Source organism: Mesorhizobium sp., assembly GCF_005063415.1.
Classification (GTDB): domain Bacteria; phylum Pseudomonadota; class Alphaproteobacteria; order Rhizobiales; family Rhizobiaceae; genus Mesorhizobium.
In genome coordinates this window covers 26,113-39,253 of record NZ_SUEG01000042.1, presented here as the reverse complement: position 1 = coordinate 39,253, position 13,141 = coordinate 26,113, and the positions used below count along the sequence as shown (strand labels likewise).

The following is a 13,141-nucleotide window of genomic DNA, read 5'->3' as shown; positions in this document are numbered from 1 at the left end:
CGGCAAGGCCATCGCCGATCTCGCGCCCGAGGCCGAAAAGGCCGGCATCTCGATCGTGACCGAATGCGGGCTCGACCCCGGCATCGACCTTGTGCTCTACGCGCGCGCCGCCAGCCAGTTCGACACAATCACCGCGATCGATTCCTACTGCGGCGGCATTCCCGAGCCGAAAGCGGTGGTCGAGCCGCTGCGCTACAAGGTGAGCTGGAATTTCGAAATGGTTCTGGTCAGCCAGAACCGCGACAGCGTGCTGGTCGAGGACGGCAAACGGGTCAATGTGCCGGCCGCCCGCCAGCACGACAATCGTTTCATCCACGACATCGAGATCGCCGGGCTGGGCAGGCTGGAAGCCTTCCCCAATGGCGACGCGCCGCATTATGCCGGCATGCTGGCCGCCGCCAAGGGGCTGCAGCGCTCCGGCCGCTATTCGCTGCGCTGGCCTGGTTGGTCGGCGTTCTGGGCGCCGCTGAAGCAGCTCGGCTTCCTGTCCGAGGACAAGGTGCCCGGCACCGGCGTCAGCCCACGCGAATTTCTCGGCCGGCTGCTTGGCCCGCAACTGCAATATGGCGCCGATGAGAAGGACCTTTGCGTCATGCGCAACGTCTTTGTCGGCAGCGAAGGCGGCCGCCGCAAGACGGTGACCTCGGAGCTGGTTATCGAACGCGATCTCGCCTCCGGCCTGTTCGGCATGAGCCTCGGCGTCGGCTATCCCGCCAGCATCGTGGCGCAGATGCTGGCACGGCGCGAGATCGCAAGGCCCGGCCTGCTCAACCCGCTGCTGCATGTGCCCGATGGCCGCTTCCTCGATGAGCTGGCAAGGCGCGGCATCAAGGTCGCCGAAACGGTGAGCTGGGACTGAAGGATTTTCGAACGGTGGTTGCCGCCGGCAACGGCGCTGCCGCTCAAAAAGCACCTCGATGGGGTGAAACAACAAGTGGAACAACAAACGACAACAAGGAGGAATGCCCAAATGAAGATTGCCAAGCTTTTCATCGCCGGACTTGCGCTCGCCGGCCTCACCGCCGCCGCCAGTGCGGGAACGCTCGACGAGATTACCAAGCGCGGTGAGTTGCGCGTCGCCGTGCAGACGCAAGGCCCGCCCTTCTCGCTGGTCGGTGCCGCCGGCGAGCGCACCGGGAGTTCGGTCGAGCTCGCCGAATTGATGGCCAAGGAAATGGGCGTCAAGATCACCTTCCTCGACTTCGATTGGGACGGCCTGATCCCGGCGCTGCTGTCGGGCAAGGCCGATCTTCTGGTCGCAGACATGACGCCGACACTGGCGCGTGGCATGAAGGTCGCCTTCACCAAGCCTTACATGTACACGGGCAGCACCGTCTTCACCAAGGCTGGGACTGCCTTCAAGTCCACCGAGGACTGCAAGGCCAAGGGCACCAAGATCGCGGTGCTGCTCGGCGCCACCGGCGAGAAGGAAGCCAAGGCCGCCTTCCCCGATGCCGACATCAAGAGCTACAAGGGCGGCGGTCCGCTGCTGCTCGATGCCGTCAACAACGGCCAGGCCGATTGCGGCGTCAACGACGTCTCGGCGGTCAAGGGCCAGTCGACCGCCTACCCGGCCGGCAGTTTCACCATCATGCCGGACATGCTGTCGAAGGAGCCACTGGCCTTCGCCACGCGCTATGACGAGCAGGACCTGCTGACCTGGATGAACCTGTTCCTCGACCAGGTCAGCCTCGAAGGCCGCCTGCAGAAGAACCTCGACTACTGGGTCAATTCCGATGCCTGGAAGAAGGATCACTGAGTAGAGAAAATAGTGAGTAGGTGAGTGGTGAATAGTGAATAGTGAATAGTGAATAGTGAAGCGCCTCCGGGATGGCCGTTTCACTACTCCCCTACTCACTACTCACTACTCACCATTCACCATTCACCGTTCACCACCCATCCATGCTCGAAAACTTCAGCTTCCGCACCATCGTCGAATATCTGCCCCTGTTCGGGCAGGGCCTCGTCACGACCGTGTGGCTGTCTGTCCTCTCCTTTGCCGGCGCGCTCGCCGTCGGCATCGTGCTCGCCGCAATGAACCTGCAGCGCGGCCGGCTGTTCCGCGTCCCGGCCAAGGCCTATATCGACGCGGTGCGCGCCACGCCGCTGCTGGCGCAGCTTTATTTCCTCTATTTCGGCCTGCCGCGCCTCGGCTTTGTCTTGCCCGAGCTCATCGTCGGCATCCTGGCCCTGTCGCTGAACAGCGGCGCCTATGTCGCCGAGATCATCCGCGCCGGCATCCTGTCGATCCCGCGCGGCCAAGTCGAGGCCGGCGTCGCCTCGGGCATGACCTATGTCCAGCGCATGCGCCTGGTCATCCTGCCGCAGGCGTTCAAGGTGACGATCCCGCCGCTGCTCGGCCAGGCGATCGTGCTGGTCAAGGATTCCGCGCTGTTGTCGCTGATCTCGGTTGCCGAACTGACGCGCGCCGGACAATTGCTCGCCTCCGACCGCTTCATGCCGGCCGAAGGTTTCATCACCATCGCCGCCTTCTACCTGCTGCTCTATTACGGGCTGAAGGGACTGGCGGCGCTGTCCGGGCGCTGGCTCGGCCTGGCGGGGGCACGGACATGATCTGGCAGCAGCTGCAAAGCATCGCCGGCAGCTATCCCCTCGCGCTGCGCGGCCTCGGCATGACCGTGGTGCTGTCGCTGATCAGCCTGGTGCTGGGAACGCTGCTCGGCTTCGGCCTTGGCATCCTGCGCACCGGCGGCAACCGGCTGATCAGCAGCGCGATCGGCGCCTGGGTCGACCTGATCCGCGGCACGCCGTTCCTGGTGCAGATCTTCCTGATCTTCTTCATCCTGCCGGAACTCGGCATTGAGCTCGACGCCTTCACCGCCGGCATCATCGCGCTGACCAATCTGGCTGCCTGCTTCATCTGCGAGATCGTCGTCGCCGGCATCCGCTCGGTGCCGACCGGCCAGGTCGAGGCGGCGCTGGCGTCCGGCCTGTCGCGCTGGCAGCGCATGCGCCAGGTGGTGCTGCCGCAGGCGATGCGCATCGTGCTGCCGCCGCTGGTCGGGCAATATGTGCTGCTGATCAAGGATTCCTCGGTGGTCTCGGCGATCGGCCTCACCGATCTCACCCGCGTCGGCTGGCTGGTGGTGCAGCGTGTGCCGAACGGCCTGCTCGTCTTCTTCCTCGTCGGCCTCGGCTATTTCATCGTCTGCTACCCCCTGATCATGCTGGCCCGCCGGCTGGAGCAACGCATGGGCGCGGCCCATGGCGAGGTGCAGATATGACGAGCCTCAGCAGCAAGAATGGTGCCGGCATGATCGAATTTCGCGGCGTCAACAAATGGTTCGGCCAGCTCAACGTGCTCAGGGATATCACGCTGAGCGTCGAGCCGCGCGAAGTGGTCGTCGTCTGCGGCCCGAGCGGCTCGGGCAAGAGCACCTTGATCCGCTGCATCAACGGGCTGGAGACGATCCGCGACGGCGACCTGACGGTCGACGGCCAGCGCCTCGGCGACCCCGCCACCAACATGACGCGGCTGCGCACCGAGATCGGCTTCGTCTTCCAGTCGTTCAACCTCTATCCGCACAAGACCGCACTCGAGAACGTCACGCTGGCGCCGATCCATGTCCGCAAGATCCCGCGCACTGAAGCCGAGAAGGCCGGGCGCGAGCTACTCGCCAAGGTCGGCCTCGCCGACAAGGTCGATGCCTATCCGGCGCAACTCTCAGGCGGCCAGCAGCAGCGCGTGGCGATCGCGCGCTGCCTCGGCATGCGCCCCAAGATCATGCTGTTCGACGAGCCGACCTCGGCGCTCGATCCCGAGATGATCTCGGAAGTGCTCGACGTCATGGTCGCGGTCGCCGAGGAAGGCATGACCATGATGGTGGTGACGCACGAGATGGGCTTTGCCCGCAAGGTCGCCCAGCGCGTCGTGTTCATGGACGCCGGTGCCATCGTCGAAAGCGGCACGCCGGACGAGTTCTTCTCCAACCCGAAGACCGACCGCAGTCGCGCTTTTCTGAGCAAGATCCTGCGGCATTAGGGTTCAAACTCAACTCAGCTGGCTGTCGTCGATGGCCGAGATGGATGGAAAGCGGCCCTTCGCTGGACGTTCCCTAATACGACAGATGCGCGCCGGGCTTCCTCTTAGGGCGGCCATTGCCGCACCTCCACCAGCCGCTTCCCTTATGCGGGCATCAAATCGATGACCCGCATGATCGCGACCGCACTGCTCGTGTTCTGGGTGCCTTCTGTCGTAGCGCCATTAGCGCAGGCCCAAACATCGCCCTTCTTGACTGTGAACTTTTGTTTGTTGTGAACGACCGAAAGTTCTCCCTCAGTCATGTGGCAGAGCATGTCGTTCTTCATCATGTTGTCAGCCGTCTTCGCTCCGGGCTGAATGACAACATCGCGCAGCTTCACCGTTGCATAGGCTGGTATGACCGACTTGCGCTCACCAAGCGCTACAACTCTGACGCCGGGTGAGACCTCCTTGCCCTCATCGGGGCCGTAAGTCTGGGCGGCTGCTGGTGTCCCCCAAGCGATCAGAGGCGTTGCGGCCAGTGTAAGACCGAGTGCAAGTGTGGATCTACGATTGACGGCTTCCATTGTTTCCTCCCTGTTCAAAAGTTGGTCGGAAAGGTAGGCCAACAATCAAGGATGGGCCGTTGCGGCGAAGAATCAACTGACCTTCCGAGTTAGTTCAGTCTCGCTCGCGGCTAGCGAGTTTCACAAACCACTCGGGTCGCCGAGACGGAGAGGGGGAATTGCGCTGACCATGTCATTGCGTGCGACCTTGTCCCGACATCAAAGACATTTCATTCTTGCGAAGGCCCTCGCTGCCAAGGACCCCTCTCCGGCCGCTTTGCGGCCACCTCTCCCTCGCCCTGCGGCGCAGGAACCCAAGGCTATCGCGTATCCGCGTGCGTGTTCAATTCAGCCCTCTTCTCATGCGAAACGACGGCAAGGCGAAGCCCTGTTGCTCGGCCCTCGTGATGGCGAGCGCACGGCTGTCGGCGGCGCGCTCGACCCATTCAATTTGGGTGATCGGAGCTACAGCGTCGCGCCGCTAATCAAGCACGACAACGGCCTCCACCTCGAAGAGCATGGGGTCGATTGCAAGCTTGGGAACGGGAACCAGAGTCTGCGCCGGCAGCGCCTCGCCGAACATTTCCTTGACGTTCCTGGTCAACACCTCGAGCTTGGACATATCGTGATCGACCACGAAGACCGTGAGCTTGGCGACCTGATCCGGCCTGGCACCGAGCGCATCGAGGGCGGTGCGCAAATTTGCGTAGGCCTGCGCAACCTGGACAGCGAAGTCGGGCGACAAGGCCCCCGTGCTGTCCTGGCCGCCTTGTCCGGAGATGTAGGCCACCCGGGCTCCGCGGGGCGTGATCACCGCGGTGCTGTAGCCATTCGGCGACGGGTCGTAGAGGGTTTGTGGATTGACGATGGTCAGCTTGAGATCATTCTCATTCGCCGTGGCAGTGGAAACTCCCATGGACATAACGATTAACTCTCCGATGAGCAGGCGCTTGGCGCGTGGCATGATTTTCTCTTGGCTCTGCGGACTGCGAGCAACACACCCTCGCGGCCGCCATGATTGAACATTGACCGGTATCGGCGATCGACTCGTACGCCGCACGAGCCAGTCGCATGGTACGCCGTACGAGTCAATCGTTCTGGATCGACATTCATCGCATTGCCGGTCAAAATCGACGGCCTGAACAGCGGGGAAGACGGATGGCAGCCAAAGGTAGCGGCGCTCGGAGCACGCGGTCTCAACGGACAAAAGAGTGGCTCCAGCCCATGCAGGAGCCGCGCAGTGAACCGCCTCTGTCGCGGGAGCGTATCGTGGCGACCGCGGTAGAACTGGCGGACGCTCAAGGGCTCGACGGGTTGACGATGCGTCGGCTGGCCGATCGCCTCGGCTCGGGCGTGATGAGCCTATATTGGCACGTCGACAACAAAGAGGATGTCTTTGATCTGGCGCTCGATTCGGTGCTCGAATATCGCGGACCGCCGCAAATGGCTGAGTCTCAAGACTGGCGCGGGCAAGTTGTCCATATGCTCGAAGACTGGCGCGCCAGCATGCTGCGCCATCCTTGGTCGGCATCGCTGTTGCCGCGCCGGGCGCTCGGCCCGAACATCCTCAGTCGCCTTGAACTGCTGAGCAATATCTTATCCAGGGCCGGTGTGGCGGACGCAGATCTGAACGTCGCGATATGGTCGCTGTGGAACTATGTGATGGGCGCCACCATCAGCCGGGCGAACTTCGACCTCTCGGACGACGGCAGGGCCGACACGCAGCAGCGCCTTGCAGGCCTCAGCGAACGCTACCCGACGATCGAGCGCTCCCGTCTGCTGTTGGATAACGATTGGGATGGTGCTTTCCGGAAAGGCCTCGGCTTCCTGCTCGATGGCCTCTCGCCAAGACGATGAACTCTTCCTTCACAGCCGTCACTTCCTGCCATGAACGGCCGAGATGCAAACTCGGTTTTGTTTTGACTCTAAAACGCCCGCCCCGCGGCGAGGAACGCAAGCCTATTGCATGTCGGCGTGCGTGCTCAATTCAGCCCTCTTCTCATCCGAGACGACGGCGAGGTCGAGGACCTTCTGCAATTCGGCAGCATGCCGGAACGACGGTTCGGCCTGGACGCCGTTGCGCACTGCATCGACGAAGCGCTGGTAGTTGGCCTGCACCGTTCCGGCGTCCAGAACCTGCCATTTGGCGTTCTCGACGTCTTCGCCGATGCACACTTTCAGCTCCGAGCCGGTCAGATTGTGCACGACTTCGATGCCGCCCTTGTCGCCGTAGATGCGCAGGCGGAGTTCGTTCAAATGGCCGGTCGCCCAGCGGCTGGCATGGACGACGCCGAAGGCGCCGTTGCTGAAATCCAGCGACATGGTGAAACTGTCATTGGCGTCGAGCCCGTACTCGCCGATCCGGTTGCCGGGCGCCTTGTCGAAGGATCTCAGCCGGCAGAACACATGGTCGATGTCGAGCGCCGCGCCATAGCTGGCGAAATCGAGGATGTGGATGCCGACGTCGCCCAACACGCCATTGGAGCCATGGCCGCGCGACAGCCGCCACAGCCATTTCGGATCGGTGCGCCAGTCGCCCCAGAACTTGGACACCAGCCAGCTCTGCAGGTAGGACGCCTCGACATGCCTGACCGTGCCGATCTCGCCGGCCAGCACCATGGCGCGCGCTCTCTGCAGCGGCGCGACATTGCGATAGGTCAGGTTGACCATGTTGATGATGCCGGCCCGCTCGGCGGCATCGGCCATTTCACTGGCTCGCTGGTAATTTTCGGCGAGCGGTTTCTCGCACAGCACCGGCTTGCCCGCCGCGATCAGCATCATGGTGGTCGGATGGTGGATGCGATCCGGCGTCACGTTCGCCACCGCGTCGAACTTGCCCCATGCCAGCGCCTCGTCCAGCGACGCGAACCGGTTGGGGATACCGTAGATGTCCGAAAACTTGTCGACACGCGTACGGTCGAGATCGACGGCGCCGATCAGTTCGACGCCCTCAATCTTGCCGAACTGCCTGGCGTGCTCCTCCGCCATCCAGCCGGTACCGAGTATCAACAGACGCATGATTCTTATCCTAGGAGAGGGGCTTTATCTTCTTGTTCGATCATGGATTTCCCGAACCAACGGTTCGGGATCGTGGCCTAGCGGAAGCCGGCTTCGCCGGCGGAATGAAGTTTTCCGCCACGCTCGACGATCGGCTCGAGCGCCTTTTCCACCGGCACGTTCGGCGCATCGAGGATGGCCGGATTGGAGCCGAGCGGGTTGTGCGCCCATTTCACCGCGTTGCGCAGCACCTTCTGGACATTGGCATCGTGATAGGTCGGATAGGTCTCGTGGCCGGGCCTGAAATAGAAGATGTTGCCGGCGCCGCGGCGATAGGTCAGCCCCGACCGGAACACTTCGCCGCCCTGGAACCAGGAGATGAAGACGGTCTCGAGCGGCTCCGGCACGGCGAACTGCTCGCCATACATCTCCTCGTTCTCGAGCTCGAAATACTCGCCCAGTCCCGCAGCGATCGGATGGTTGGGGCTGGTCACCCAAAGCCGTTCGCGCTCGCCCGCCTCGCGCCATTTCAGCGTGCACGGCGTGCCCATCAGCTTCTTGAATATCTTCGAGAAATGGCCGGAATGGAGAACGATCAGCCCCATGCCTTCCCAGACACGACGCGCCACGCGCTCGACCACTTCGTCGACGACGGCGCCATGGTCCTTGTGCCCCCACCACAGCAGGACATCGGTTTCGGCCAGACGGTCGGCCGGCAGCCCATGCTCCTTCTGCTCCAGCGTCGCCCACGACACCGAAATCTCCGGGTCGAGCTTCAGCGCATTGGCAATCGTCGCGTGCATGCCCTCGGGATAGATGCCGGCGACCACCTCGTTGGTCCGTTCATGAATATTCTCGCCCCAGACGACAGCGCGTATTGTCATGATGTCCTCTTGATTGTTTGAAGCTGGAGCCGCCCCTACGGGTCAGTCATAATATCCTCGGCCGGGAATGAAAACCGTCTCGCGGCCGGCTCCTGACAATCTGTTGGAAAGCATTCGGCTGGCATGCGGCACGACCAAGTCCGTTGCGTAGCGATCCTTCCCACCTCTGTCCTGCCGGACATCTCCCCCGCAAGGGGGGAGATCGGATGTCACTTTGGCTTTCGCCAACTTCCAACGGTGCAGGGTGGGCGCTAAGCGCAAAACTGCCAATCTCCCCCCTTGCGGGGGAGATGCCAAGTAGTGGCCAAGAGGGCAGGCCAGAGGGGGGTGCTGTCCCGCCGACGTCTCTGTTGGCTGCCCACGAACAATTACGCGCCGCGGCCCTCTTGGGCGACGCGTGTCAGCGGCTTCGACAGGCGCGGCACCACGACGAGGCGCTTGATCTTGCCCTTCTTGTAGGCGGCGAGAAAGCGGGCATAATCCTTGAAGACGACGCAGCCATTGGATTCGGCGCGCCCGCCGCGCAGCATGTAGGTGTGGGCGAGCAGGCCGTCACGGCCATATTTGTTGCTGCCGGTGGCAGGGGTGAGACGCAGGGCCTCGACGCCGTGGAAGCGCGATTCCCGCAGCGTCAGATTGTAGGTGTCGGGCGGCGTCGGACCGACATTCTTCTTGTGAACGTAGCGCGGCTGGTCGACCATCGAACCGTATCCCGAATGTGCCTCCAGCCGCGAACCGTCGGGCATATAGACGGTCTTGGCCGAGATGTCGTAGACGGCGACGCCGCTGCCCATGCCGGGCGTGGTGAACAGGTTCCTGAAGGCCCCGCCGAGACTGCCGGAAGGCATGTCGGGCTTGGCATAGGCGAGCATGTCGCCGCCCTGCGTCTTAGACCGTTTGCCCGGCTTGCCTGACACGGCCGGCACTGCCGCTTGTGACGAATTGCGAGGCGACAGGCTGCCGGGTTGCGTCTCGGCCGGCGGAGCGTCGGCCGTCTGCACCTTGTTCGCCCTGGCTGCCTGGGTCTTGGATGCGTGGGCCTTGGATGCCTGGGGCGGCTCCGTTTTTGCTGCCTGGGCCTTTGAGGCCTGATCCTTGGGCGCCCGGTCTTTCGGCGCTTGGGCCTGCGGCGCCTCGGCCGGCTGATCGATGACCGCCCGCGGACGCAGCGTCGGCAGCGGAATGCTGTCGGGCATGTCGTCTTGCGGCGGCAGCGAGGCCAACTGGACCTCAGGTTCTTGCGGCTCTTGTGAAACTGCGGGCTCGCTTGCCGCGACGGCTCCCGGGAGCACGTCGACCATCTGCTCCGGCAATGTATTGGCTAACGCCAGCGCCAGGCGCGACGAACGTTCGATCTCCGCCACCGCCGGCCCGAAGCGCACCGATGCCGGGCCGTTCGGGTCGGGTATGCGTACCGGCTCGGCGAACCGGGCGTCGGCCGGCAGGCTTGCGAGCTTGAAGGGTGAACCGGAGGAGGCACGCGCAAAGACGACGGCAAGCTTTTGCGGCGACAGCGCGGCCTTGGCCACCACGTCGTCGAAGCTTGGTTGCCGCGGCGCGTCGGCGATATGCGGCACGGCATTGCGCTTGAGACGCGCCGATTTTCCCTGGTGAACGAAGTTCGATGCCGACCGCAGGCAGTTGGCATCGCATCCATGCTGCAGCAGCCGGGCCGACAGCGCTGCGTTTGCAGCGGCCCATGTCGGGGCCTGCGCCTTCGCAAGACTGCGGCGAGGATCGGCGAGCGCGATGGTGCGCGGCGCGAGCAGGCTTTGCGGAAGACCGTTGAAAGCGGCGGTGAGCGAAGTTCCCATCGAATAGAGGCCGGCCAAGGTCGCCACCGACCATAAAGCAATGGCTGCGCCGACGGCCGGAACCGCGACCCAGCGCAAGCCGGGCCTCATCGAAGTCAATCCAGTTGCAGGACTGTCACCCCGGGTTTTCGCACTTACAAACGCCATTCAACCACTCTCAATCGGCCGATGCCGGCTAGCGGATTTCGCAGCCGTGACATTCACAGTTCGCCTGGTGCCCCCAGCACACTTCGCGTCTGTTGCCGATTGATTCAAAAGATGGACAAAGTTGGTTAACCAATCCCTCTACCGACCGCCGATTGGGCGACGGTCACACCGAAAAACGCCCTCCAAAACCTGTATAGTTGGCAAAACTGCCCTCCAATGATGACTTTGCTGCCCGTTTTTGTCGGCCGAGTCAAGAAAGCGAAATGACTAGACCTTGCTGGGCGGAGTCGGCCGTGGCTGCCAAAGTGAAGCCAGGCCGGCCAGAATCGCGCGGCCGGCAGCCGCCGCCATCAAGCCCCGGCGATCGGTCAAACTGGCGATTATCGACCTGGCACTTGTCGACCTGCCACTCGGGCGAACGAACGATTAACGTCTGGGAATTCGGGATAGCGGCAAGATGTTTGCGGCACAGCAGTTGAATGTCGCCAAGTGCTGAAGCGGGACATCCAACACCTAGACCACAGCCACCACTATGTGAGCCTGAATTTTGGCAGCAACCTCGCCGCTGCCATGCCTGTCTGCAATCGCGGCTGCGGCATAGTCGGTTGCAGCGTCCAGTTTTCCCGCTTCTCTGGCCTCGATTTCGTTGCGAAGAAGAGTGCCCTGGCAATAAGCAACGGCCGGAAGGCGCGGCGAGGAGGCACGGCTTTGTTCGGCCCTCGTCTCGATCACCACACCGGAAAACCCTGCGTCCTCCAGCTCGCTACGGATCAGTGCCATATCGTGGTAGCCATGCGGCGTGCGTGCCAGAAAGCGCGGCGGATCGTTCGGAAAAATCCTCGCCAGAGCATTCGTCACGTCGTCCGCAAATACGTTCTCTTCGATGCGATCCCATACGCTGAATAGAAAATGTCCTCCGGGCTTCAGGACTCGCCGGGCTTCGCGGTAGGCAGATGAGCGGTTGGGAAAGAACATCGCGCCGAACTGGCAACAAACGAGATCGAAGGCCGCATTTTCGAACGGTAGCGCCAGAGCATCAGCTTGACGCCATTTGATGCGATCGTCGGGAGCTTGCCGCGAAGCGGCGTAGTCGAGCATCGGCTGGTTGAGGTCGGTTACGACATAGCTTGCATCGGCGGGCAGTTTTGGCGCCAATGCGCGGGTGACAACCCCGGTGCCCGCGGCGGTTTCCAGAACGGCGCTGGGCGACAAGGACGCTGCCCGTCGTGCAATATCCGCGGCGAACGGCTCGAAAATCAACGGCACCATATAGCGGTCGTAGTTTTCCGGAATTGAGCCAGCGAACACCTTGTCCGTTTCCAACATTGCTATCCCCCGTCGTCCGTTTGATGCTCGTTAGCATAGCATGGAATGTTTGTATTTCGGTCGCATTCGACCGCGAGGCGGTTCGCTCCCGGAAGCTCCGAAACGCCGTGCTGCAATTAACTGCAAATGTGCTAATATATTGTGGCCATGCGCATTGGTGCGTGGCCAACATAATGGGAGGATGCGATGAAAACCATAAATCGCAGGTCTGCAATCGCGCTCGGCGTGACGGCGGCCGCGGTAACGCCTTTGTTCACGCTGGCGGCAGCTGCAAAGGTCAAGAAATACGGCCCGAAGGAAGGCAAGGAAATAGCCCCCGGCGTCAGGGTGGTTGAGGTCGGCACCGGCAATTCCGATATCCCCGCCTACAAGAGCATCTCAATTGTCGATGTGGTCTTTCAGCCGGGAGCAGCTGCTCCTGCAATGGTGATGGACAACGACATGGTGTGCACCATTACCGCCGGTGAATTCACGATCAAGAAAGCCGACAAGCAATTCAAGCTCAAAGAAGGTGATATGTATACCTGCTCCAAGGGCAAGACCGACGAGGCAGCCAACACCAGCAAGGTGGTCGGCATCCACCGCATCGCCGTCTTGATACCCGCCTAGCGCATGCCAACGAAAACCGGCCCGCGCCCTCTTCGGAGACGCGGGCCTTTTGATGACGTTCGTGGCGGTTTCTCCCTCGGTCCGCAAGTGTGCCTTTATATTAGAGATCGCGCAAGTTTCTGAATGACTGCCGGCCGGTATGCGGCCTGCATTGGCGGATTGGCAAGCCGGCACCGCGCTGGGCGTTTGGCTTCACGAAACGGCTCGGTGCTCCTCCCGAGCTGCCTCCCAGACCTCGCGTGCCGCGTCTGCGTTCAATGCCGCAATTCCCAGGCCGACGATCAGATCCGGCCATGCCGAGCGCCACAGGAAGGCCGTCACCAACCCGGCCAGTATGATCGCGATGTTGGCGACGGCGTCGTTGCGGGCCGAGAGGAATGCCGCCCTGGTAAGACTGCCGCTGTGGTGGCGGTAGCGCGCCAGCATGTAGGCGCATGACAGATTGACCGCCAAGGCGCCCAACCCCGCCAGCGTCAGGGCCGTTGGCTGCGGCGGCACCGGCATGTTGAACTTTTCCCACGCGGTCCACAGCGTCGCCAGGCCGGGCACCAGCAGGATAAGCGCCAACGCCATGCCGACCCGCGAGCGGGCACGCAGCGACCATCCCATGGCGAGCAGTATGAGGAGGTTGACCGAGGCATCTTCCAGAAAATCGACGCTGTCGGCGAACAGCGACACCGAGCCGATCGCCAGCGCCACGGCGAATTCGATGCCGAAATAACCGAGGTTCAGCAGCGCGACGACAAGCACCACCCGGCGAAGGCCGTCCGACGTAATAGCTTGCTGCATGGCCTGTCCTGATGTGATGCCGTTGAT

The 13,141-nt window shown here is 62.6% G+C and carries 14 protein-coding genes; 7 read left to right on the top strand and 7 right to left on the bottom strand.

The genetic code is table 11. From position 1 onward, the window contains the following. The 5 genes from E5W70_RS13885 to E5W70_RS13865 form a co-directional block, all read left to right on the top strand. Positions 1 to 859, top strand: an 859-nt coding sequence (locus E5W70_RS13885; protein ID WP_292658900.1) for a saccharopine dehydrogenase C-terminal domain-containing protein, incomplete at its 5' end; no start/stop codon positions are given. Between the two features lie 111 nt (positions 860 to 970). Then, positions 971 to 1,759 carry an ABC transporter substrate-binding protein gene (locus tag E5W70_RS13880; protein WP_292658898.1) on the top strand — a complete coding sequence of 263 codons (789 nt, stop codon included), beginning with the start codon at positions 971 to 973 and terminating at the stop codon, positions 1,757 to 1,759. A 143-nt stretch (positions 1,760 to 1,902) separates the two neighbouring features. Then, positions 1,903 to 2,574 carry an amino acid ABC transporter permease gene (locus E5W70_RS13875; protein WP_292658896.1) on the top strand — a complete coding sequence of 224 codons (672 nt, stop codon included), beginning with the start codon at positions 1,903 to 1,905 and terminating at the stop codon, positions 2,572 to 2,574. Then, entirely contained in the window at positions 2,571 to 3,245 is a 675-nt protein-coding gene (locus E5W70_RS13870; protein ID WP_292658894.1) for an amino acid ABC transporter permease, read from the top strand. Before E5W70_RS13875 ends, E5W70_RS13870 begins: the two co-directional genes overlap by 4 nt. Further along, positions 3,242 to 4,003, top strand: coding sequence for an amino acid ABC transporter ATP-binding protein (locus tag E5W70_RS13865; RefSeq protein WP_292658892.1), 762 nt, complete (start codon positions 3,242 to 3,244; stop codon positions 4,001 to 4,003). Before E5W70_RS13870 ends, E5W70_RS13865 begins: the two co-directional genes overlap by 4 nt. 143 nt (positions 4,004 to 4,146) lie before the next feature. Here E5W70_RS13865 and E5W70_RS13860 read toward each other — a convergent pair whose 3' ends face one another. Continuing rightward, entirely contained in the window at positions 4,147 to 4,569 is a 423-nt protein-coding gene (locus tag E5W70_RS13860; protein WP_023720612.1) for a hypothetical protein, read from the bottom strand. 460 nt (positions 4,570 to 5,029) lie between these two features. Then, positions 5,030 to 5,512 (bottom strand): RidA family protein, encoded by a 483-nt coding sequence (locus tag E5W70_RS13855; protein WP_292658887.1) that lies wholly within the window; start codon positions 5,510 to 5,512, stop codon positions 5,030 to 5,032. A gap of 194 nt (positions 5,513 to 5,706) precedes the next feature. Between E5W70_RS13855 and E5W70_RS13850 the strand changes: the two genes are divergently transcribed. Then, positions 5,707 to 6,405: a TetR/AcrR family transcriptional regulator C-terminal domain-containing protein gene (locus tag E5W70_RS13850; protein WP_292658886.1), complete on the top strand. Its 699-nt coding sequence runs from the start codon at positions 5,707 to 5,709 to the stop codon at positions 6,403 to 6,405. Between the two features lie 102 nt (positions 6,406 to 6,507). On the opposite strand, the gene E5W70_RS13845 is transcribed toward E5W70_RS13850, so the two are convergent. The 4 genes from E5W70_RS13845 to E5W70_RS13830 all read right to left on the bottom strand — a co-directional run bounded on the left by E5W70_RS13845 (position 6,508) and on the right by E5W70_RS13830 (position 11,716). Continuing rightward, the gene (locus E5W70_RS13845) at positions 6,508 to 7,566 is read right to left on the bottom strand and encodes a Gfo/Idh/MocA family oxidoreductase (protein ID WP_292658884.1); all 1,059 of its coding nucleotides are present in this window, start codon (positions 7,564 to 7,566) and stop codon (positions 6,508 to 6,510) included. Between the two features lie 77 nt (positions 7,567 to 7,643). Then, positions 7,644 to 8,429 carry a ThuA domain-containing protein gene (locus E5W70_RS13840; protein ID WP_292658881.1) on the bottom strand — a complete coding sequence of 262 codons (786 nt, stop codon included), beginning with the start codon at positions 8,427 to 8,429 and terminating at the stop codon, positions 7,644 to 7,646. Positions 8,430 to 8,797: 368 nt separating this feature from the next. Next, positions 8,798 to 10,333: a DUF2778 domain-containing protein gene (locus tag E5W70_RS13835; protein WP_292658878.1), complete on the bottom strand. Its 1,536-nt coding sequence runs from the start codon at positions 10,331 to 10,333 to the stop codon at positions 8,798 to 8,800. A 570-nt stretch (positions 10,334 to 10,903) separates the two neighbouring features. After that, positions 10,904 to 11,716, bottom strand: a complete 813-nt coding sequence (locus tag E5W70_RS13830; RefSeq protein WP_292658876.1) for a methyltransferase domain-containing protein — start codon at positions 11,714 to 11,716, stop codon at positions 10,904 to 10,906. Positions 11,717 to 11,902: 186 nt separating this feature from the next. Between E5W70_RS13830 and E5W70_RS13825 the strand changes: the two genes are divergently transcribed. Continuing rightward, a complete protein-coding gene (locus E5W70_RS13825; RefSeq protein ID WP_292658873.1) occupies positions 11,903 to 12,325 on the top strand; it encodes a hypothetical protein in 423 nt (140 codons plus the stop codon). Positions 12,326 to 12,517: 192 nt separating this feature from the next. On the opposite strand, the gene E5W70_RS13820 is transcribed toward E5W70_RS13825, so the two are convergent. Continuing rightward, entirely contained in the window at positions 12,518 to 13,114 is a 597-nt protein-coding gene (locus E5W70_RS13820; RefSeq protein WP_023720625.1) for a cation diffusion facilitator family transporter, read from the bottom strand. Between the last annotated feature and the right edge of the window lie 27 nt (positions 13,115 to 13,141).

What these genes read in the sequence shown, in the direction of transcription:
- E5W70_RS13865 (WP_292658892.1), top strand. Translation starts at nt 3,242, where the DNA reads ATGACGAGCCTCAGCAGCAAGAATGGTGCCGGCATGATCGAATTTCGC.
- E5W70_RS13820 (WP_023720625.1), bottom strand. Translation starts at nt 13,114, where the DNA reads ATGCAGCAAGCTATTACGTCGGACGGCCTTCGCCGGGTGGTGCTTGTC.
- E5W70_RS13825 (WP_292658873.1), top strand. Translation starts at nt 11,903, where the DNA reads ATGAAAACCATAAATCGCAGGTCTGCAATCGCGCTCGGCGTGACGGCG.
- E5W70_RS13845 (WP_292658884.1), bottom strand. Translation starts at nt 7,566, where the DNA reads ATGCGTCTGTTGATACTCGGTACCGGCTGGATGGCGGAGGAGCACGCC.
- E5W70_RS13855 (WP_292658887.1), bottom strand. Translation starts at nt 5,512, where the DNA reads ATGCCACGCGCCAAGCGCCTGCTCATCGGAGAGTTAATCGTTATGTCC.
- E5W70_RS13835 (WP_292658878.1), bottom strand. Translation starts at nt 10,333, where the DNA reads ATGAGGCCCGGCTTGCGCTGGGTCGCGGTTCCGGCCGTCGGCGCAGCC.
- E5W70_RS13870 (WP_292658894.1), top strand. Translation starts at nt 2,571, where the DNA reads ATGATCTGGCAGCAGCTGCAAAGCATCGCCGGCAGCTATCCCCTCGCG.
- E5W70_RS13830 (WP_292658876.1), bottom strand. Translation starts at nt 11,716, where the DNA reads ATGTTGGAAACGGACAAGGTGTTCGCTGGCTCAATTCCGGAAAACTAC.
- E5W70_RS13840 (WP_292658881.1), bottom strand. Translation starts at nt 8,429, where the DNA reads ATGACAATACGCGCTGTCGTCTGGGGCGAGAATATTCATGAACGGACC.
- E5W70_RS13860 (WP_023720612.1), bottom strand. Translation starts at nt 4,569, where the DNA reads ATGGAAGCCGTCAATCGTAGATCCACACTTGCACTCGGTCTTACACTG.
- E5W70_RS13850 (WP_292658886.1), top strand. Translation starts at nt 5,707, where the DNA reads ATGGCAGCCAAAGGTAGCGGCGCTCGGAGCACGCGGTCTCAACGGACA.
- E5W70_RS13880 (WP_292658898.1), top strand. Translation starts at nt 971, where the DNA reads ATGAAGATTGCCAAGCTTTTCATCGCCGGACTTGCGCTCGCCGGCCTC.
- E5W70_RS13875 (WP_292658896.1), top strand. Translation starts at nt 1,903, where the DNA reads ATGCTCGAAAACTTCAGCTTCCGCACCATCGTCGAATATCTGCCCCTG.